We start from the raw sequence: 21434 nt of genomic DNA on the forward strand, positions 1-21434 counted from the left end.
CGCCCCCGCATGCTCCCCGCTTCTATGTAGGAACACGTCCGAAAGGGGCGGGAGGTTACAGACGACTTTCGGGGCCGCCGGATCCGTAGGACACGGGTGACACGGGAGAGGTGTGGGGCGTCGCCGAATTCGCGGGCGGTTGTGGGCCCCGCGGTGGCTGCGGGCCCCGCGGCGGTTGGGGGGTCTGCGGTGGCCGTGGGGTCTGCGGTGGTTGCGGCGTTCGCGGTGGTTGCGGGCCATGTGAGGGAGGGGTGCCCCACGGTGCGTAGGTGGGGTGGGGCACGTGCTGTGCCTGGCCGCCGGAGCCGGGCTCGTAGCCGGATCCGGGGGCGCCGTGGCCGTGGCTGGGTCCGGGGTTGCCGTAGCCGTGGCCGGATCCGGGGGCGCCGTGGCCGGTGCCGGGTCCGGGGTTGCCGTAGCCGGTGCCAGGTCCCGGGCTGCCATAGCCGTAGCCGGACGCGGTGCTTCCGTAGCCGTAGCCCTGACCGCTTCCGTAGCCGTACGCGTACCCGCCGCCGTACGGCCCCGCGGGCCAGAACGGTGCGGGCATCGTGCCCGGGGCCGGCCGGGGTGCGCGGCGCGGCCGGGGGAGCGGCACCGACAGCGCCGCGTGGGCCAGGGCGGGCTGGGCGGTCTCCCGCCGTTCCCACAGCCGGTCCAGCAGTTCCTTCTCGCGCGCGGTGAAGTCCGGCCCCGCCGTACCCCGGTACGCCCGCCGCCGCAACAGGGCCAGCGAGGTCGCGAAGGCGGTGTACTCGCCGACCGTACGGGCCGCCGCGGCGCCGTGGGTGCGGCGGGCGAGGTCGCGGGCGATCCCGCGGGCGCGCATCGAGGACAGCGCGAGCGGCTCGGGCGGGGTGAGCCAGCCGGCCGTCTGGTAGGCGGTGAGCTGCTCCCGTACCGCGCGCAGCTCCTTGGTGCGGGACCAGAGCGTCAGCCAGGTCAGCAACCCGAACACCGGGACCATGAACAGGGCGTAGACGATGAGGAAGCCGTAGCCGCCGAGGGTCGCCGAGCCGTTCCAGACGCCGTGCAGGACCATCGCCGTCAGCAGCATCGCGATCGGTATGAGGACGCGGCGGACGCGCTGGTGTCGCGCCGCCGCGGCGGCTATGCCGAAGCCCACACCCGTCATCGAGGTGAAGAGGGGGTGCGCGAAGGGGGACATCACGGCGCGGATGAAGAAGGTCGCGGCCGTGGTCGACCGGATGCCGGAGTAGCCGAGTGTCTGGTCGCTGACGAAGGCCGAGCCGAGATAGAGGATGTTCTCGGTGAAGGCGAAACCGGTGGCGGTGATTCCGGCGACGACGACCCCGTCGACCAGCCCATTGAAGTCACGGCGGCGGAAGAGGAAGAGCAGCAGGACGGCGGCCGCCTTGGCGCTCTCCTCCACGAACGGCGCGATGAAGGTGGCGCCCCAGGCGTCGGCGTCGGCCTGGCCGGTCGGGGACGAGGAGTCCACGGTGGTCATGAGCCACTCGGTGGCGAAACCGTTGGCTATCAGCGCGACCAGCGTCGCCGCGCACGCCCCCCAGGCGAAGGCGAACAAAAGGTTTCGCCAGGGCTTGGGGTCCACGCGGTCCAGCCACCGGAAGACCGCGATGATCAGCGGCACGGGGAGGACGGCGAGGCCGAGCCCCACCAGGAAGCCCTTGGTGCCCGTCTGCTCGCGTACCAATGCCAGGATGATCAGGCCGGAGAGCGAGAGCAGACCGGCGAGCGCGGTGGCCCGGAGCGCCTTGTTGTGCCAGACGCGGGCGAGGCGGCCGCCTGGGCCCCACAGCCGCTGACGGGGCGGTTGCGGCCAGCCTGCCGGTGCGGCGCCGGTGTTGAACCACGGGTGCTGGTCACCGTAAGGGGAGCCGCAGGGCGTGGCGTGCGGGACGCCGGCGTACGGGGTGCCGGTGTGCGGGGTGTCGGCGTGTGGGGCGCCGGTGTGTGGGGCGCCGGCGGGCGGCGCGTGTGCCGCCTGCGTCGCCTCGTACGGTGCGTCCTCGTGCGGTGCGTCCTGCGGTGTCCCGTGTGACACGCGGTGTGGTGCCTCGTGCCGCGCTCCTTGTGGCGCCTCGTACGGCGGCGTCGCCGGTCGTGGTTCGGGCGGCTCTTGCGGGGGCGGGGACTGATGCACTCAACCGACCCTAACGAAAGGGGGAGGGGGACTCAGGGGTTATGCCCATCCCCTTGGGGGCGTTATGTGTCGTTGCGGCGGAAGATCAGGTCATGGACGAGGTGTCCCTTGTGCAGCCCCTGGCCCTCGAACTTGGTGAGCGGCCGGAAGTCCGGGCGCGGGGTGTAGCCGCCGTCGGCCTGGGAGTTGTCGAAGGCGGGGCTCGCGGAGAGGACCTCCAGCATCTGCTCCGCGTACGGCTCCCAGTCGGTCGCGCAGTGCAGCAGTGCGCCGGGCCTCAGCCGGGTGGCCGCGAGTTCGATGAACTCGGGCTGGATGAGGCGCCGCTTGTGGTGCCGCTTCTTGGGCCAGGGGTCGGGGAAGAAGACCCGCAGCCCGGAGAGCGAGGCGGGGGCCAGCATCTCGCGGAGCAGGATGATCGCGTCGCCGTTGGCGACCCGGACGTTGTCCAGGCCGTTCCGCTCCGCGAGGGCGAGCAGATTGCCCTGGCCGGGGGTGTGGACGTCGGCGGCGAGGATGCCCGTGCCGGGGTCGGCGGCGGCCATCTGCGCGGTGGCCTCCCCCATGCCGAAGCCGATCTCCAGTACGACGGGGAGGCCGGGGCGCGGGCCCGCCGCTGTGGCGAACAACTCACCGAGGTCGATACGGCTCAGCCCGTCGATGTCCAGGCCCCACTGCGGCCACAGGCGGCGCAGCGCCTCGCCCTGGCCCGGGGTCACCCGGCCGCGGCGGGGGCGGAAGGAGCGGATGCGGCGCTCATGGTGCGAGCCCGCCGGGTCGGCCACGGGGCCGCCGGGAAACATCGGCTCGCTGCGGTCACGGGGGGCGGGCAGAGCGCGCTCCACGTGGGAATCGGGGGCGGTGGGCTTCTCGGACACAGTGCTTCGATTCTACGGGCGGGGCGGCGAGGCTCGGCCGTGCCGACCCGGCGGGGGTGGGTGAGCGGGCCCTTGGGCGAGTGGGCCCTGCCCCTGGGTCGGCGGTTGGGCTCGGCTGGCGGCGGTTGGGCTCGGCTGGTGGCGGTTGGGTTGGGCCGGTGGTGGTTGGGTTCGGCCGTACGGCGGAGGCTGGGTTCGGCCCGTACCTCGGTGGCGGGGCCTGGCCCACCGTACGGTCGGGGCTGGGCTCGGCCCGTACGGGGGCGGCTGGCCCTGGCCGTACGACCGCGGCAGGCCCTGGCCCGTGCCTCCGCGGTGGGGGCTGGTCCTTACGGCGGCTGGTTCGGCCTGTACGGCGGTGGCGGTCCCCGGTCCGTATCTCGGCAGCGGTCCTCGGCTCGTACGGCGGCTGGGCCTGGCCCACCGTACGGTCGCGGCTGGACTCGGCCCGTACGACGGCGGCTGGACTCGGCCCGTATGGTCGCGGCTGGCCCTGGCCGTACGACCGCGGCAGGCCCTGGCCCGTGCCTCCGCGGTGGGGGCTGGTCCTTACGGCGGCTGGGTTCGGCCTGTAGGGCGGCGGCTGGGCTCGGCCCGTACGGTCGCGGCGGGCCACGGCCCGTATCTCGGCAACGCTCTCCGGCCGTACGGAGGCGGCGGCCCCGGCCCCTACCCCCTCAACCCCACCCGCTCCGTCACCCCTCCGTCACCCCGTCCGCAGGGTCTCCAGCACTCGGCGGGCGACCTCGCGGCCGATCGGCAGGGAGGCCGTGGCCGCGGGCGACGGGGCGTTGAGCACATGGACGATCCGGGGCGACTGCGAGATGAGGAAGTCGTCCACCAGCGTGCCGTCCGGCAGCACCGCCTGTGCGCGCACGCCCGCCGGGGCCGCTATCAGGTCGTCGGCCGTCACATCCGGCAGCAGGCGGCGCACGGCGTCGGTGAAGGCGCGCTTGGACAGGGAACGCCGCAGCTCACCCGCCCCGTACCGCCAGTGGCGGCGGGCGATCCGCCAGGAGCCCGGATACGCCAGCGTGCCGGCCAGCTCCTGCGGGCGCACCGTATGCCAGGCGTACCCCTCGCGGGCGAGGGCCGGCACCGCGTTGGGCCCGATGTGGACGCCGCCGTCGATGCCACGGGTCAGATGGACGCCTAGGAACGGGAACGCCGGGTCGGGCACCGGGTACACCAGACCGTTCACCAGCGCGGCGCGGGAGGGCGTCAGCTCGTAGTACTCACCGCGGAAGGGCACGATCCGCATGCCCGGGTCGTCGCCCGCCAGCCGGGCGACGCGGTCGCAGTGCAGCCCCGCGCAGTTGACCAGGGCCCGCGCACGCAGCACCGTGCCGTCCCCCGTGCGCACGGCGACCGCGGAGGGGCGCCGGCCGATGGTGCGCACCTGTGCCCCGTACCGCACCGAGGCGCCCGCGTCCTGGGCCAGCCGGGCCAGCCGGGCCGCCACCGCGCCGAAGTCGCAGACGCCCGTCGTGCCGACATGGATCGCGGCCAGGCCGCGCACCCATGGCTCGTACTCCGCGATCTGGGCGGGGCCCAGCTCACGCACCGGAATGCCGTTCTCCCTGCCGCGCTGGACGAGGCCGTGGAGCCTCGGCAGCTCGGAGCGCTCCGTGGCGACGATGAGCTTGCCGGTGACCTCGTGCGCGATGCCGTGCTCGGCGCAGAACTTCACCATCTCCGCGGCGCCGCGCACCGCGTACCGCGCCTTGAGCGACCCCGGCCGGTAGTAGATACCGCTGTGGATCACGCCGCTGTTCCGCCCGGTCTGATGGCGGGCCGGGCCCGCCTCCTTCTCGAGCACGGTCACGCGAATGCCGGGCGCGGCGCGCGTGATCGCATACGCCGTCGACATGCCGACGATCCCGCCCCCGATCACCAGCACGTCGCAGTCCAACGCCGTCACGCCATGTCACCTCCCCACGCGCCACACCGTCCAGTCGCCCGACCGTCGATCCCTATCATGACCTGCGCCACTGACAACGGCCTGAAACCCATGTGAGGACTAAGGTCCGGGCTAGGTCGGCCGGTCATGTGGATCGATTCATGCCGAGTCGCGCATTCCGGGTGAATCGCCCCTGATCCGACCACTCCGGTCAGCTCCCGCCATACCGCTCACCCCCGGTCGTTCACCACTCATCGCGGTCGCTCGCATCCGCTCCCACGCTGCTCGCATCCGCTCCCACGCTGCTCGCATCCGCTCCCACGCTGCTCGCATCCGCTCCCACGCTGCTCGCATCCGCTCCCACGCTGCTCGCATCCGCTCCCACGCTGCTCGCATCCGCCCTCGCGCCGCTCGCATCCGCTCCCACGCCCCTCACGCCGGCGCCACCAGCAGCGGCCGGGCCTGCTCGCGCAGCTCGGCGACGCGCGGCTCGTCGCGGTACGCCTCGAGGCGCCGCATCAGGTCGCGCACGTACTCCGTGGTGCGCGCGGACGAGATCCGGTTGGCGACCTCCACGGCACGCGCGCCCGCCGCGCAGGCGGCGTCCAGATTGCCGGACTCGAGTTCGGCGACGGCGGACACCACGAGCCGCAGTCCGTGCGACCGTACGAACTCCTCCGTCGGCCGGGCCAGCGCCTGCTCGGTGAAGCGCCGCACCTGGCGCGGCAGCCGGAGATCGCGATAGCACTCGGCGGCGTCGGCCGCGAACCGCTCGTGGCTGTAGAAGTCGAGCCAGGACGGATCCGGGTCGCCCGCCCGCGAGCGCTCCAGCCAGCCCTCGGCGGACTTCAGGGCCGCCCCGCAGGCGGGCCCGTCCCCGGACTTGGCCTGGGCACGCGCCTCCACGAGCCGGAAGAAGCTCATGGTGCGGGCGGTGGCCAGGCCGCGGTTGCGCTCCAGGGCGGCCTGGGCCAGGTCCACGCCCTCGTCGGCGAAGCCCCGGTAGGTGGCCTGGAGGCTCATCGACGCCAGCACATAGCCGCCCAGGGGGACGTCGGCCGCGGCGCGGGCCAGGCGCAGTGCCTGGATGTAGTACCGCTGTGCGGCCTCCTGTTGGCCGGTGTCGAAGGCCATCCACCCGGCGAGCCGGGTCAGTTCGGCGGTGGCGCCGAAGAGGGAGCGTCCGACCTCGTCGCTGTACGAGCCGAGCAGCAGGGGCGCCGCGTCCACCCGGAGGCACTCGGGGACCATGGAGGAACGCCAGTCGCCGCCGCCGTACTTGGAGTCCCAGCGGCGCGCGTCCTCGGCGGCCTCGCGCAGCTTGGTGACGTCACTGTGGCCGACACGCTGCGGCGGTATGGCGTCCGGCGACGCCGTGCCCGTGGTGCTCGCGGCGGTGGTTCCGTCCTCGGCGTCCTTGGGTTCGCGGGCCACCGAACTGTCGGCCGGGGATATGAGCCAGCGCGAGGCCGGTGTGGCGTACGCGCTTACTGAGAAAGATCCGGCCAGGCTCTGCCAGATGCCGACGCCGCCACGCCGACCCGCGAGATCCAGCCGGTAGAGCTCGGTCGCGGAGCGGACGGCCTGGCCGATGTCGCGCGGGAAGGCGAGCCCGACCTCGGGGGCCGGATCGGCGTCGGCCAGGCCGATTTCATGCAGGGGGACGGGGCGGCCGAGTTTGCTCCCGATCGCAGCCGCAATGAGGTGTGGCGCGGCGCCCTGGGGCACCATGCCCTTGGACACCCAGCGCGCGACGGACGTCTTGTCGTAGCGAAGCGTCAGGCCACGCTGGGCGCCGAGGTCGTTGACTCTGCGCGCGAGCCCGGCATTGCTGATCCCAGCGAGGGCGAGAACGGTGCCGAGCTTTTCGTTCGGCCCGCGTGGCTCCCTGGACATGCGCACCCCTCGACAGCACCGACGGCCGCCCCGGCATAGGCGCGGGGCATTCGTAAACCCAGCGTAGTTCGCCGCATCCCGACCGTTAAGAGGTGGTGTACCGGATGGCGAGATTCTTGTACGAACGGGCGTGCGGGGCGTGACGTGTGCTCCCGGTGTGTGTGGCTGTGCGCCCGTGTGTGCGCTCTGTCTCCGTCGCGGCGGGGACGTTTCGATGGGTCCTGCGTGGGTCGGCCCGCTGTACTGGATCCAGTGGGCTGGGGGACGCCGCCGCCTCATTCCCCGCGGGCGGCGGAACGGTCCGGGAGGCGAATGCCGCCTCCCGGACTGTCGTGTCAGGAGGCGCGAGAGGCGGAAGTTGAGTCCTTACAGGTCGTCCGCAAGACCAACGAGAGCGCCACGGCAATTTGGCTGAATATCGCTCCTCACGGCCGGGCTCCCGCGTCGGGCCGGGGAGGGGGAGGCCCGACGCGGGAAGCCCTCCTCCGCGTCGATCACGCCCGGATTCGGCATGGATTCCGCCCAGTTCTCCCCTGGAGCCGTGGGGCGCCTAGCACATGCCGTGAGTGCTGCCGCACGCGGTGGCCGTCGTGGCGTGGAGCGGTAAGGCCCGCGTGTGGTCTGCGGATTGGCACCCGCTCGGCGCTCGGTCTGCGCCCTTTCCGTGCGCCCCTTCGTGCGCCTCTTGCGCGCCGCTCCGCACACTCGTCGATGCCCTTGCGCTCTTGCGCGCCCCAATCGTGGCAGCATGGGCCGCGGCGGAACGGTGGGTCGCTACCGGCGGTGGTTCCCTCGATGGGCTCCTTACGGATGCCTTCGTGAGAGGCGTCACCCCCTGGGATCAACTCTGCGATTACTGCGGTCATATGTGGTCACAGGACATCCAGGAGATCCATGTTGTTGTCCGGTTCGATGCCGAAACCGTCAACGTGCTGTGCATGATGGCACCTAATTCTTGGTTGCCCTGGATGCCCACAGCCTGTGGAGGCGGCGATGCGGTGGTTGGTGGGGTGGAGCAGTACCGCATCCGGCCCGGTCTCCCCGGAGGGCCGTGCGATCCAGCCGGTCGGCGCCCAACTCCTGTGGTCCGACCCCGATCCCCTGTGGGCGGTCGGCGACTGGCGGCCCGATGAGGTACGCGTCGTCCAGACCGACCCCTTCACCCGCCTCGCCGTCTTCGGCTGCTGCGGCGCCTCCGACGAGGAACTGCGGGTGGGCCTGTTCGCCGCCCGCGGCGGCGCCCTGCGCCACCTGACCGCCTGGTCCGGCAGCTATACGGCCGTCGCCCAGGTCGGCCGCAGGGTCACCATCGTCGGCGACCTCGCGGGCGCCCGGCCCGTCTTCCACACCGACTGGGCCGGCGGCACCGCCTACGCCACCGCCGCGCTCCCGCTCGCCGACCTCATCGAGGCGCAGCTCGACGTCGGCCACCTCGGCGCGCTGCTCGCCTGCCCCGACTCCCCGGAGGCCATGGGCGACGGCACGCCCTATATGGGCGTCAGGCGCGTCCCTCCGGGCCATGCGCTGATCCTGCGCGACGGCGCCCGCGACATCACCGGCTACGAGCCCACCGCGTCCCTCGCCGTCGCCGCGCCCCCGCTCGAGCAGGACAAGGCCGTGGACGCGGTCCGGGACGCCCTCGTGGAGGCCGTACGGGCCCGGCTCACCGCCCCGCGCCACGCCCCCGAGACCGATGACCTCGACCCCGGCCCGGTGCCCGGCATGGGGCCCGCCGAGCGGCGGGCCGCCCGCGGCGCCCCGGCCCCCGGCATTGGCGCCGATCTGTCCGGAGGCAGCGCCTCCGCCACGCTCGCCCTGCTCGCCGCCGGTCTCCCCGGGATGCCCGGCACCCTCTTCGGGCACGGCACGGAGGCGGGCGAGCGGCTCCTGGCCGTCACCTTCAACGACCTCGCCACGTCGGGCGGCGCCCGCACCCGCGAGGCCGAACTCGAACGGGCCGGAGCCATCGCCGCCAATCCGCGGCTGCACCATGTGGTCGTTGCCGCGGGCGAGGACGCCCTGCCGTACGCGGGCCTCGACACCGGCGCCCTTACCGACGAGCCCGGCCCCTCCCTCGTCATCGCCGAACACCACCGGCGCCGGCTGGCCGCGGGCAGCGCCGACCACTTCATCGGGCACGGCGCCCGCCAGGTGCTCGACGCCCACCCAGCACGCCTCGCGGACCTGCTGCTCGACCGCCGCAGACGCCATCTGCTGCGCCCCGCGACGGCGCTCGCCAAGGCCGACGGCCCCTCCGCGCAGTCCTTCTTCGTGCCCTTCACGGTCTACCGGGCCGCGCGACGGCTGGCCCGCACCTCCTACCGCGACGGTGTCCAGGAGGCCGCCGCGCGACTCATGGAGCGCCACTTCGCCGACGAGCAGGCGCTTCACGGCCCCGGCGCCGTATCCGCCTCCCTCGCCGCCCTGACGTGGTGCCGCCCCGGGCCCGCCGCCCGCTGGCTCACCGGCGAGACGCTCGCCGAGGTGTCCGTCCGGCTGGAGGAGGCGGCCGTGCGCCCCGTGCTGCTGCGCCGCCCCGGGGAGCGCCGCGCCGACGCCGCCCTCGCCCGCTACGCGGCGGACCACCGCGTCTTCGAGCAGGCCGCCGAGATCCGCAGCCAGCGCCTGCACGCGCCCTTTCTCGACAACCAGGTCGTACGGGCCTGCCGAGCGCTCCCCGAAGCGCTCCGGGTGCAACCGGGGGCACGCGCCGCGGTGCTGCGGTCGGTCCTCGCCGGAGCGGGCATCCGGGAGCTTCCCCCCGGCTGGGGAGCGACCTCCCACGCCGCCCACACAGCCGCCGTACGGACCGGCATGCGCACCTGGACGGGCGAGCTGATGACCCTCTTCGACGCGCCGCTGCTGGCCGACGCGGGCCTGATCGAGGCCCGTGTCGTCCGTAAGGCGCTGCGCGCCGCCGCACAGGGGGAGCGGCTGCCCCTGGACGGCCTGGCCGAGCTCGTCTCCACCGAAGTCTGGCTGCGGCGCCTGCTGGCCCGCCGCGGCACCTGCTGGACTGGCACCGCGGCGCCACGGCAGCGGGCCGTGGCGGGCGGAGTGGTGCCGCGGCCGAGCCTGTGACGGTTTCCGCACCGAGGCGGCACGAGGCCGCCTTGTGACATCGCGCCCCCGGGGAGTCCTGCGGGACATGGGCGCTGACGCCCAGGGGAGCGGGGGCGCTTGCCCCTTCGCGCTCGGGGAGCCGGGTGCTTGCCCCCTCGCGCTCGGGGAGCGGGCGTGCTTGCCGCGCGCCGGAACACGGCGTTCTTACGGGCAACGTTCCTACGGGCAACGTTCCTACGGCAACGTTTCTACCGGCAACGTTCCTACGGGCAACGAGGAGCCGGCGTTCCCACGGGGGACGAGAAGCCGCCGTCCTTACGGCGGACGAAAACGAATGGACCCCTCCGCCGCCACTCCGCACCATCTCCCCAGCGGCAATCCGCGACCTAGGAGAATGACCTCTGTGCGGTATTTGATCCTCGGCACGACCGAAGCGCGCGACGACCACGGCGACCCGCTCCCCCTCGGCGGCCCCCGGATCCGCGCGCTGCTCGCCGCGCTCGCCGTAAGGGCCGCACGCACCGCCCCGGCCCCCGTCGGCGTCCTGATCGACGAGGTGTGGGCCGACGACCCTCCGCATGACGCGCCGGCTGCGCTCCAGGCGCTGGTCGGCCGGTTGCGCCGGGTCATCGGCAGGGATGCCGTCGTCTCCTCGCCCGGTGGCTACCGCCTCGCGACCGCCGCGCCCCATGACGAGGTCGACCTGCTGCGTTTCGAGCGGCTGACGAACGAGGGCATACGCGCCCTGGACGCCGACGACCCCGAGACGGCCGCCGCCACCCTCCGTAAGGCGCTCGCCCTGTGGCGCGGCCCGGCCCTCGCCGATCTGCCGGACCGGGACGCGGCCGCCGCCCGCCCCGAGGCGCTCCGGCTGACCGCGCTGCACCGCCGCATCGACGCCGACCTCGCGCTCGACCGCCCTACGGACGTCATACCGGAGTTGCGCGAGCTCGTCGCGGACCATCCGCTCGACGAAACGTTCCACGCCCAGCTGATCCGCGGGCTGCGGGCGGCCGGTCACTCCGCCGACGCCCTCGCCGCGTACGAGGACGTCCGCAGGATCCTCGCCGACCGCCTCGGCACCGACCCGGGAGTGGAGCTCAAGGAGCTCCACAGACGGCTGCTGACGACGGACGCCGAGCCGGTCCTCCAGGAGCCGCGCGGCGGGGGGCCCACCGCGCAGGCCGCTCTGCCGCGGGCCGACGGCCATGAGGGGAGCGGGGGCGGGGGCGGGGGCGGAACCCGGGCGGACGACGGCACGGCGCTCGACGGCCGCAGGACGGCCAGGGGCGCGTTCGACGGCGGGGAGACGGGCTCGCGCCCCACGGGCCCGCGCCCCGCAAGTTTGCGCACCGCAGGCCCACCCGGCGCAGGCCCGCCCACCGTGGACCCGCGCACCGCAGGCCCGCGCACCGCCGTGCCGCCGCTGCCGCACGGCAATCTCAGGGCACGCCTCACCAGCTTCGTCGGCCGCCAGAAAGAGATCGGCGACATCCTCTGCGACCTGGAGGGCGCCCGGCTGGTCACCCTCACCGGCCCTGGCGGCTCCGGTAAGACCCGGCTCTCCGAGGAGGCCGCCGCGACCGTGACGGAGGGCTACCCGGATGGCGTCTGGATCGCCGAACTCGCCCCGCTCGACCAGCCCTCCGCCGTCCCCGGAGCCGTCCTGAGCGCCGTCGGCCGCCGCGAGACCATGCTGCTCGCCTCGGGGCTCGAGAGCCGCACCACGGGCCCGGACGGCGGGGATCCGACGAGTCGCCTCGTCGAGTACTGCGCCGACCGCCGGCTGCTGCTCCTGCTCGACAACTGCGAGCACGTCATCGACACCGCGGCCCGGCTCACCGAAACCCTGCTCGCGCACTGCCCGGGGGTGACCGTGCTCGCCACCAGCCGGGAGCCGCTGGGGGTGCCCGGTGAGACCGTAAGGCCGGTGGAGCCGCTGCCGCCCGCCCCCGCCCACCAGCTGTTCGCCGAGCGCGCCGCCACCGTACGGCCCGGCTTCGACCCGGCGGCGGACCCGGACACGTCGGCCGCGGTCGCGGAGATCTGCCGCCGCCTGGACGGTCTGCCGCTGGCGATCGAGCTGGCCGCGGCGCGGCTGCGGCTGCTGACCCCGCGCCAGATCGCGGACCGGCTGGACGATCGCTTCCGCCTGCTGACCAGCGGCAGCAGAACCGCGCTCCCCCGCCAGCAGACCCTGCGGGCCGTCGTCGAGTGGTCCTGGGACCTCCTGGACGAGCGCGAGCGCACCGTGCTGCGCCGTGCGTCGGTCTTCGCGGGCGGGTGGACCCTGTCCGCGGCCGAGGCGGTGTGCGCGGACGCCCCGCCCGGCGCGAGCGCCCTGACGGACGGCGCGGACAGCACGGAATGTGTGGAAGGCACGGACAGCACGGACAGCACGGACGGCACGGACCCCGATGGCGTCATCAAGGACGGCGTCGGTATTCATGACGTCCTTACGGTCGGCATTCATGACGTCCCTACGGACGCGATGGCGAGCACGCCGACACCGGGCGACACGGTTGCGTACGCCGAGACGCGCGCCCCCACGCGCTCTCATGCGCGCCCCCACGCCAGGATCGCGCCCGCCGAGGTGCTGGAACTGCTCGGGGCGCTGGTCGACAAGTCGCTGCTGATCGTCGACTATCCGTCGTACGGTTCGGCGGCGGAGCCCTCCGGCCCGGTGGGCGGCGAGCCCCGCTATCGGATGCTGGAGACCATCAACGAGTACGTCGGCGAGCGCGCGACCGAGGACGCCGCGGCCCGTGCCGACCACAAGGCCGCCGCGGCCCGTCACACCGCCCACTTCCGGGACTTCATCCACACCGCCGAGCCCCGTCTGCGCTCCGCCGGACAACTGCCCTGGCTGCGCCTCGTCGAGACCGACCTCGACAACATCCGTGCGGCGCTGCACCGCTCCCTGACCGCCGCGGACGAGGACACCGTCTTCGCGCTCATCCGCGACCTGGCATGGTTCTGGTGGCTGCGCAACTACCGGGACGAGGGCGCCGCCTGGGTCGGCCGTGCCCTGGCCCTGGAGCGCCGCACCCATGGCACGGACGGCGAGGTGGGCCGGGCACCGGGCGGCAGCCATGCCCTCGACCAGTTCCCGCTCGTCCCGGCCCGGGTTCCGGACGGCGAGTACGGCGTCGACGAGGAGGTCACCCGGTACTGGCAGTTCATGGACCTGCGGCTGCTGCTCTTCTTCCTGCTCGTCGAGCAGGGCACCGGCCCGGATCTGAACGACCCTGAGATCCGGGACGCGGCGGTACGCATGCGCGACGCCTACGCGAGCCATTCAGGGCCCCGCAGCGCGTGCTTCCCGGGACTGCTGTGGCCCTTCACGGCCTTCGTCATCGAGGGCTTCAGCGGCGAGATGCTGCCGCTCATGGACCGGGTCGTGGCCGACTGCCGGGCCCACGGCGACGACTGGGCGCTCGGCGTCTCGCTGATGTACCGCACCCACCTCGCCATCGACATGCCGGGCGGCGTCGAGGGCGCCGACGACGACCTGGATGAGCTGCGCGATCTCGCCGCCCGCGTCGGCGACCGCTGGATGCTCGCCCAGGTGGAGGGCGCGTGCGCCGAGATCGCCACCCATCGCGGCCGGTTCGCGGAGGCGAGGGCCGCCTATGAGAAGGCAGCGCGGCTGGCGCAGGAGCTCGGCGCCCACACCGAGGTGCCGTTCCTCTACACCCGCCTCGCCGACCTCGCCGTCCACGAGAGGGACGTGGCGGGCGCGCTGAGGCTGGTGGAGCGCTCCGAGGAGGAGGCGGACCGCTGCGGCACCCAGGACGTGCAGGCCTTCAACCTCATCGTGTGCAGTGAGGCCGAGCTGATACGCGGTGATCTGGCGCGGGCCAGGACGCATTGCGACGCCGCGCGACAGCGTGCGCTGCGCGGCACCTCGCCACCGCAGTTCTGGGTCGTGGCCAACGGACTGGACGCCCGGATCACCGGCCTGGAGGGCGATCTGGCCGGCGGCCTGCGCAAGCTGCGGAGCACGCTGCGCGAGGGCCTCACGGTGAACTCCATGGAGCTGCTGCTGGCTCATCAGGCGGAGTCGGCTGCCGAGCTTCTGGCGGGATGCGGACAGGAGCGGCTCGCGGCGCGGCTGCTGGGCGCCGCCGACGGCTGGCGCGGTGGGCTGCCGCGCTCACCGCTGGTGGCCGGGGACGTCGGCGCGACCGCGGCGTGCGCGAGCGAGGCGCTGGGCCAGGACGCGGTGGAGAAGCTGCGTACCGAGAGCACGGCCCTGACCCCCGAGGAGGCCCTCTGCCTGCTCGACGAGGCGCTGTGCTCTCTCGGCGCCGCCGATGCCGATGCCGACGCCGCCGACGCCGCCGATCCCGGCGCCGCCGATGCCACGGATGCCGACCCCACTGATGGCGATGCCGCTGCCGCTGTCCCTGACACCACCGATCAGGCCGACCCGGCCGCGACCGCCGACGCGGCCAAAGCCGCTGACCAGGCCATAACCGCCGACCGGGGCGCCGCACCGCCGCCCGCCCGCTGACGCGGGCACGAGCACCAGGTGCAACACCCCGGCCGACCGTCACATGTCGTCACTCGTGTCGTCACTCATACGGAGGAGGCGAGACGCGCCGCTCACCCCCGAAACCGACGCGCGAAGACGAGCACATGTCTCGCCCCCGGGTCCAGGGCCGACGGCATCACCTCACAGGGCGTGACCGCAGCCCGTCCAGCAGGATGTCCAGCAGCCGGGCCGAGGCCGCCGCCTGCTGTGCCGCGTCCGGCAGCGAGGGCGCCGCCGTGGCGATCACCAGCAGCACATCGGCGACCGTCACATCCGGGCGCAGCTCGCCCGCGGCCCGTGCCCGCTCCACCAGCTGCCCGACGACCTCCAGCAGCGCCGCGGCGCCCGCGTCGTCCGGCTCGTCCTCAACGACCATCGGCCGCTCGACCAGCCGGAGCTCCGGCTGGGCCGGTGCGGCTAACGCCGCCTGCCGCTGCTGCGGCAGCCGGATCTCGGTCTCCACGTCGACCCCGACCCGCAGCACCTGCGGCGGCAGCAGCCGGCCCGCGCCGGACGCCACCGAAGTACGCAGGAACCGGGCCAGCGCGGACCACGGCTCGTTCTCCTGACCCAGCGCCGCTCGCGCCTGATCGGTCAGCCTTGCCGTCTCCTCCTCGGCTATCCGGCGCACCAGCACGTCCTTGCTGGGGAACCGCCGATAGACGGTGCCCACCCCTACCCGCGCCCGGCGCGCCACGTCCTCCATCGGAGCCCCGTACCCCAGCTCACCGAAGACCTCGCGCGCCGCCCGCAGGACGTGCTCCAGATTGCGCTGCGCGTCCACGCGCAGCGGTGTGTTCCGTCCGCCGTTTCCGTCCGACGACGCGACGGCTGCGGACCATGACGAACCCTGAAGGTGCATAAGTGATCCCCCGGTAATGATGTCTCCCCCCGGAGACTCCCCGCCCAGACTGTCGAGGCAGTCACAACCCCGACGAACTACGAACATAGTTGAGCGCAGGTCAAGAAAGAAGAGGGTAGCTCGGGACAGAACGCCCCCCGATCAGAGCAGCAGACCGCCTCTTTCCGGCTATCCGCCCGCCTGCCCCCACCTACCCCGGGGCTGACCTGCGGACATTTCGTACGTGTAACCGATTCCGCGGCTCGGGGCGTACCGAGCCGTCCGGTCACACAATTCGCCGGGCCTGTGGACAAACCGCGGTCGCACGTGCCTCATGGGAGGGTGAAGGAACCAGCGCGCATTCTCGTTGTCGGTGGTGGCTACGTCGGGATGTACGCCGCGCTGCGCCTCCAGCGAAAGCTGAAGCGGGAGCTGAGGCACGGCGGCGTGCAGGTCATCGTGGTGGACCCCGAGCCGTATATGACCTATCAGCCGTTCCTGCCCGAGGCGGCGGCCGGATCGATCTCGCCCCGCCATGTGGTGGTGCCGCTGCGGCGGGTCCTGCCCGACTGCACGGTCGTCATCGGTGAGGCCACCGCGATCCACCACGGCAAACGCACCGCGACCGTGAGAACCCTCGCCACGGAGGAAGAGGGCACCGGCACGGTCGACATCCACTACGACGAGCTGGTGCTGGCCCCCGGATCCGTGTCCCGCGCCCTCCCGGTCCCCGGCCTCGCCGAGTTCGGCATCGGTTTCAAGACCGTCGAGGAGGCCATCGGCCTGCGCAACCACGTCCTCGAACAGCTGGACATCGCCTCCTCGACCCGGGACCCGGACGTCCGCGACGCGGCGCTGACCTTCGTCTTCGTCGGCGGCGGATACGCGGGCGTCGAGGCGCTCGGCGAGCTGGAGGACATGGCCCGGTACGCCGTCCGCTACTACCACAACATCGCCCCCGAAGACCTGAAGTGGATCCTCGTCGAGGCCACCGACCGGATCCTTCCGGAGGTCGGCGAGGAGATGGGCAAGTACGCCGTCCGGGAGCTGCGCGGCCGCAATATCGACGTGCGGCTGGAGACCCGCCTGGACTCCTGCGCCGACCGGGTCGCCGCACTGAGTGACGGCTCGCGCTTCCCCACCCGCACGCTCGTGTGGACCGCGGGCGTCAAACCGCACCCGATCCTCGCCTCCACCGATCTGCCGCTGAACGAGCGCGGCCGGCTCAAATGCACCGCGGCGCTCCAGGTCGAGGGCGTGGAGCACGCCTGGTCGGCCGGGGACGCCGCGTCGGTGCCCGACCTGACGGCCGACCGGCCCGGAGCGGTTTGCGCCCCCAACGCACAGCACGCCGTGCGCCAGGCCAAGGTCCTCGCCGAGAACGTGGCCGCCGCGATCGCGGGTCAGCCGCTCACGGACTACGCGCACAAGTACGCGGGCTCCGTGGCCTCCCTGGGGCTCCACAGAGGCGTCGCTCACGTCTACGGGCGCAAGTTGAAGGGCTACCCGGCGTGGTTCATGCACCGCGTCTACCACCTCAGCCGGGTGCCGACGTTCAACCGTAAGGCACGCGTGCTGGCCGAATGGATTCTGTCGGGGCTGTTCAAACGCGAGATCGTCTCGCTGGGGTCGCTGGAGAACCCGCGCGCCGAGTTCAAACTCGCCGCGGACACCGGTCGCCATCCCGGGGCCAGTTGAGCCGATCGGGGCGGAGCCGGGAACTCCCCTCCCACGATCGGCGTCTCACGGATGTCAGTCCGGTCGGCCACACTGGTCGTGTGACCATGGGTGGGCTCGTATCTGCAAAGAGTGACAATCGCGAGGATTCGGAAGTTTGCTGCATTCCCCTGGGGGCCGTCCCCCGTACCCGCACCCATCTCCCCGATCCCGCTCCGGCGCGCCGCTCAGCCACCACCCCACGAGGTAATCCGCAGTGAACTTCACGCGCTGGAGCGCCCGGCTCCCCCGAACCCAGCGACGCATCGCCGCCCGGGCAGACCGCGGTGCGCGGCGGCCGAAGCCCGCGGCCGCCGCGGGCGGCGGCTCCGTCCCGGCGGCCCGGGGCGAGAGCGCCGGCCCCTCCGGGCGCGGCGAGCCTCCCGCCGCCGCCCCTTCCGACACCGCGCCGCCCGCCGCTGTCCCGACCCTTGACGGGCTGTCCGCCCATGACCTCCTCGGCCAGGTGCCGGCGCTGGTCGCGGTGGTCTACGGCCCCGAGCACCGCATCGCCTACCTCAACGACACCTATGTCGAGCTCTTCGGCTCCCGGACCCCCGGCACACCCGCCGGCCAGGCCCTGCCCGAGCTGAGGGAGCTGGGGCTGCTGCCGCTCATGGACCAGGTCCTGCGCAGCGGCAAGCCCCGTACGGTCAAGTCCCGGCAGGTCCCCGCGGGCGGCCCGGCCACCACGCCCGGGCCGCGGCGGGAGGGCGTGGCCCCCGGCCTCGGCCGGTCCCGCCACGGCTACTACACCTTCACCTGCTCCCCGATCGAGATGGCCGCGCCAAGGGCCGTCGCCGCCGCGCAGCCGACGGACGAGCGGGCGGAGGAGGGAGCCGTGGACGGCAGGCCGGTGGACGGATCGCCGGTGGACGGATCGCCGGTGGACGGATCGATCCGGGAAGCCGCCGTCCGTAAGGCCGTCGCCGTGCCGGAGGCGGTCGCCACCGGGACAGTCGTCACCGACACCGACACCGAAACCGGCACGCCCACCGAGCCGGTCCGCGGCGTGCTCGTCTTCGGCGCCGACGTCACCGACCAGGTCGAATCCGCGGAGCGGCTGCGCGCCAGCGAGCGCCTCCAACGCGAGGCCGCCGTCACCCTCCAGCGCAGCCTCCTCCCCCAAGGGCTGGAGCAGCCCGACGATCTGCGGGTCGCCGCCACCTACCAGCCCGGCGGCACGGACGCGGCGGTGGGCGGCGACTGGTACGACGTCATCACCCTGGGCGCCGGCCGCACCGCCCTCGTCATCGGCGACGTCATGGGCCGCGGCGTGCGGGCGGCCGCCGTCATGGGCCAGCTGCGCACCGCAGTCCGCGCCTACGCCCGGCTCGACCTGCCGCCGCACGAAGTGCTTCAGCTCCTCGACGGCCTGGCCGCCGAGATCGACCCCCACCAGATCGCCACGTGCGTCTACGCCGTCCACGACCCCAACGAGAACCGCCTCGTCTACGCCTCCGCGGGCCATCTGCCGATCCTGGTCCGCGACCCGGACGGCACCGTGCGCCGCGCCTCCGAGCCCACCGGACCGCCCCTCGGCACCGGCGGCTGGCTGCACACCACCGGCTCGGTCCCGCTCGGCCCCGGGGCCAGCGCCGTCCTCTACACCGACGGCCTGGTGGAGCGGCGGGACAAGGACATCTACGACGGAGTGGCCGCGCTCGAGCGCGTCTTCGCGGGCGCGACCGGCTCGCCCCAGGTGATGTGCGACCGCCTCATCAGGGCCCTGGGCATCACCGCGGAGCACGACGACGACGTGGCGGTGCTGGTCCTCCAGCACCCGGCCCGTACGGGGCATGACGCGGAGCTGTTCCACAACGCCGCGCTGGAACTCCTCGGCGGGGTCGAGGCCGCACCGCGCGCCCGGGCCTTCGCATCAGGGGTCCTCGCCAGCTGGCGGTTCCCCATGGAGCTGCGCGACCTGGGCGTGCTCGCCGCCAGCGAACTCGTCGCCAACTCCCTTCAGCACGGCACCCCGCCCATGCGGCTGCGGCTGCGCCGCACCGACCGCCGCCTGATCATCGAGGTGACGGACGGCGATGAGCATTTGCCGCGCCGCCGCCGGGCCGAACCGGTGGACGAGGCCGGACGCGGCATCTCCATCGTCGCGACCATCGCCTCGTCCTGGGGCTCACGCCGCACACCGGGCGGCGGCAAGGCGGTGTGGTGCGAATTCGCCTTGCCCGCGGACTAGCTCCACGGGCCCCGGGCGCGCGGGCCTGAGCGGGGACACGGCCGCCCCCGACCGACGACAGATCGCCCTGGCACGGCGGAGCCGACTGGCTCCTTCGCCGCGCCAGGGCGATGGCGGAATGGACGGGCGGGTCAGGCCGCGGTGGTCACCTCGTCCGACGAGGCCGTCCGCGACGGCTCGGGCACCGCGGTCCCGGCGACCGCCCGCAGCGGATTGTCCTGCTCGGCCGTGAGCCGCCTGCCGAGCATCAGCGCGAGCGCGGTGATGCCGAGCGAGCAGACGATCAGCGTCACGATGTACGCCCCGTACAGCCCGGCGCCCGCCAGCAGCCCGCCGGCCGCCGGGCCCACCGCCAGGGCCAGCTGCTTGACCAGCGCGAATGCCGAGTTGTACTGACCGAGTGCCGACGCCGGCGCCAGATCGGCGACCAGCGGCGCGACGGTCGGCGACAGCATCGCCTCACCGAGCCCGAAGAGCGCGTACGCCGAGATGATCGCGGTGACACCGACGGCCTGGCTCCCGGGTATCAGCCCGGCGGTCCCGGCGGCGCACCACGCCACCGTCCAGACCAGCCCGACCAGCGCCATCACCCGGCTGCGCCGCCGCCGCTCGACCAACTTGAGCACGACGAACTGCGCCAGCACGATCGCCGCCGTGTTCGCGGCCAGGGCGATGCCCAGCATCGACGGGGATATCCGGGCGACATCCACCGCGAACGCCGACAGCCCGGACTCGAACTGGCCGTAGCAGGCGAAGAACATGACGAAGCCCAGCACGCACAGCTGCACCATGGCGCGGTGGCCGAGCAGGGCACGCCAGCCGCCGGAGCCGCCGAGCCGCTCATCGACGGTCGGCACCGGGCCGTCGAACACCGGCGTCCGCTCCAGCCTTACGGTCGCCACCGCCGCGCCCAGCACCAGGAACATCACCGCGTCGATCGCGAAGAGCCGCACAAAGCTCGAGGCGGCGGAGGTGTCCACGAGCAGCCCACCGAACAGTCCGCCGACGCCGAGGCCCAGATTGCCGAGGAAGAACTGGGTGGCGAAGGCCCGCGACCGGGTGGTCGGCGTCGAGCACCAGACGATCAGCGTGGCCAGCGCCGGCTGTATGGCCGCTATGCCCGCGCCCAGCACTCCGGCCGCGGCGATCACCAGCGGCTCGCTCCCCGCCAGCCCGAGACCCATCGATCCGACGGCGGCGGCGACCGCGCCCGCGACGGCAACGGACAGCGGCCCTCGCCGGTCGATCACCCGACCGATGAAGGGCAGCACGGCAAGCGCGGCCACGGCGAACGTCGCGAGCACCATGCCCGCGGTATTCGCACCGAGGTCCCGCACCTGCGCCACATAGACGAAGAGGAACGGGACCGTGAAGCCGTTGCCGAACGCGCTCAGCGCGTTGCCCAGCTGGATACGGCGCAGCGCTGCGCCCATCGCGGTGGTCACACTCACCTACCTAGGTCGAGAAGGAATCAAAGGACTACGGGCCTGACCTGCGGGTCAGCCCGGAGGGTCGATGTCTGAAGACTTCGAAGCTAAACTTCAATGCTTAAGAGTACAGAGTGAAGGACTTCAGCGCCAATGAGTTTCGTGTCATACTCCACACATGGCGGAGACCCCCGACCCGGACGACCTGCTGAGCCTCGAAGAGCAGATCGCGGCCTATCAGCGCGAGTTCCAGGGCCTGGACCCTCAGGTGGAGCAGGTCGTCAGCGCGCTCAGCCGGCTCACCCGGCGGATGAACGTCGCCTACGGCCGCCAGTCGGCCACGCTCGGGATCAGCAACTCCGAGTGGGAGGTCCTCAAGGTGCTCGTCCTGTCCGGGGCTCCCTACCGCCTGGGCCCCGGCGACCTGGCCAAGCGGCTGGGCCTCACCCCCGCCGCCATGACCCACCGCATCGACCGCATGGTGAACGAGGGCCTGGTCACCCGTGAGCGTGATGCGGACAACCGCGTCCGCGTCATCGTCGAGCTGACCCCGGACGGCCGCGAGAAGTGGGTCGAGGCGATGCGCCAGGCCACGGTCTTCGAGGCGGACCTTCTCCAGGACCTCTCCAGCGAGGAGCGCGGGGCCCTCGGCGAGATGCTCACCCGTGTGCTGCGCCGGGTGGAGGAGGACCAGCCCGACGCCGAGGGACGGCTGAGCGACCTCGACTGAGGCATTCGGCCCAGCCGCGGTTGACACAGGTCCGGGCGATCCGTAATGTACTCCGAGCTGCCACGGAGCCGTAACGGTTCCCCGGTCAGCACTTGAGCCGCACCGGCGGCAAACCACTACT

The 21434-nt window shown here is 73.1% G+C and carries 11 protein-coding genes; 5 read left to right on the forward strand and 6 right to left on the reverse strand.

Annotated features, from left to right (window positions below; genetic code table 11):
- Window positions 1-55: 55 nt before the first annotated feature.
- The 4 genes from NP777_RS38885 to NP777_RS38900 form a co-directional block, all read right to left on the reverse strand.
- Window positions 56-2029, reverse strand: coding sequence for a PrsW family intramembrane metalloprotease (locus NP777_RS38885; RefSeq protein ID WP_391858662.1), 1974 nt, complete (start codon window positions 2027-2029; stop codon window positions 56-58).
- Between the two features lie 161 nt (window positions 2030-2190).
- The gene (gene trmB, locus NP777_RS38890) at window positions 2191-2931 is read right to left on the reverse strand and encodes a tRNA (guanosine(46)-N7)-methyltransferase TrmB (RefSeq protein ID WP_256654899.1); all 741 of its coding nucleotides are present in this window, start codon (window positions 2929-2931) and stop codon (window positions 2191-2193) included.
- 781 nt (window positions 2932-3712) lie between these two features.
- The gene (gene lhgO / locus NP777_RS38895; protein ID WP_256654890.1) at window positions 3713-4927 is read right to left on the reverse strand and encodes an L-2-hydroxyglutarate oxidase; all 1215 of its coding nucleotides are present in this window, start codon (window positions 4925-4927) and stop codon (window positions 3713-3715) included.
- 411 nt (window positions 4928-5338) lie between these two features.
- Window positions 5339-6802, reverse strand: coding sequence for an MFS transporter (locus NP777_RS38900; RefSeq protein WP_256654891.1), 1464 nt, complete (start codon window positions 6800-6802; stop codon window positions 5339-5341).
- A gap of 993 nt (window positions 6803-7795) precedes the next feature.
- Between NP777_RS38900 and NP777_RS38905 the strand changes: the two genes are divergently transcribed.
- Together NP777_RS38905 and NP777_RS38910 are read left to right on the forward strand one after the other, a co-directional pair.
- Window positions 7796-9883 (forward strand): asparagine synthase-related protein, encoded by a 2088-nt coding sequence (locus tag NP777_RS38905; protein WP_256654892.1) that lies wholly within the window; start codon window positions 7796-7798, stop codon window positions 9881-9883.
- Between the two features lie 385 nt (window positions 9884-10268).
- Window positions 10269-14381, forward strand: coding sequence for an AfsR/SARP family transcriptional regulator (locus tag NP777_RS38910; protein WP_256654893.1), 4113 nt, complete (start codon window positions 10269-10271; stop codon window positions 14379-14381).
- A 157-nt stretch (window positions 14382-14538) separates the two neighbouring features.
- Here the strand turns inward: NP777_RS38910 and NP777_RS38915 are convergent, their stop codons facing one another.
- Window positions 14539-15264 (reverse strand): TetR/AcrR family transcriptional regulator, encoded by a 726-nt coding sequence (locus NP777_RS38915; RefSeq protein WP_256654894.1) that lies wholly within the window; start codon window positions 15262-15264, stop codon window positions 14539-14541.
- 321 nt (window positions 15265-15585) lie between these two features.
- Here NP777_RS38915 and NP777_RS38920 point away from each other — a divergent pair, with 321 nt between their 5' ends.
- On the forward strand, window positions 15586-16941 hold the full coding sequence (locus NP777_RS38920; RefSeq protein ID WP_308405351.1) for an NAD(P)/FAD-dependent oxidoreductase: 1356 nt from the start codon (window positions 15586-15588) through the stop codon (window positions 16939-16941).
- 235 nt (window positions 16942-17176) lie between these two features.
- Entirely contained in the window at window positions 17177-19156 is a 1980-nt protein-coding gene (locus NP777_RS38925) for an ATP-binding SpoIIE family protein phosphatase (protein WP_256654895.1), read from the forward strand.
- A 131-nt stretch (window positions 19157-19287) separates the two neighbouring features.
- Here the strand turns inward: NP777_RS38925 and NP777_RS38930 are convergent, their stop codons facing one another.
- Window positions 19288-20601, reverse strand: a complete 1314-nt coding sequence (locus NP777_RS38930) for an MFS transporter (RefSeq protein WP_256654896.1) — start codon at window positions 20599-20601, stop codon at window positions 19288-19290.
- A 160-nt stretch (window positions 20602-20761) separates the two neighbouring features.
- On the opposite strand from NP777_RS38930, the gene NP777_RS38935 reads away from it, so the two are divergent.
- Complete coding sequence (locus NP777_RS38935; protein ID WP_256654897.1) at window positions 20762-21313, forward strand: MarR family winged helix-turn-helix transcriptional regulator; 552 nt, start codon at window positions 20762-20764, stop codon at window positions 21311-21313.
- The last annotated feature ends 121 nt before the right edge of the window (window positions 21314-21434 follow it).

Source organism: Streptomyces rugosispiralis, from assembly GCF_024505145.1.
GTDB classification, from domain to species: domain Bacteria; phylum Actinomycetota; class Actinomycetes; order Streptomycetales; family Streptomycetaceae; genus Streptomyces; species Streptomyces rugosispiralis.

Bases quoted from the DNA above. Each gene is read 5' to 3' on its own strand.
- trmB (WP_256654899.1), bottom strand. From the start codon at position 2,931: ATGTTTCCCGGCGGCCCCGTGGCCGACCCGGCGGGCTCGCACCATGAG.
- NP777_RS38900 (WP_256654891.1), bottom strand. From the start codon at position 6,802: ATGTCCAGGGAGCCACGCGGGCCGAACGAAAAGCTCGGCACCGTTCTC.
- NP777_RS38905 (WP_256654892.1), top strand. From the start codon at position 7,796: ATGCGGTGGTTGGTGGGGTGGAGCAGTACCGCATCCGGCCCGGTCTCC.
- NP777_RS38915 (WP_256654894.1), bottom strand. From the start codon at position 15,264: ATGCACCTTCAGGGTTCGTCATGGTCCGCAGCCGTCGCGTCGTCGGAC.
- NP777_RS38935 (WP_256654897.1), top strand. From the start codon at position 20,762: ATGGCGGAGACCCCCGACCCGGACGACCTGCTGAGCCTCGAAGAGCAG.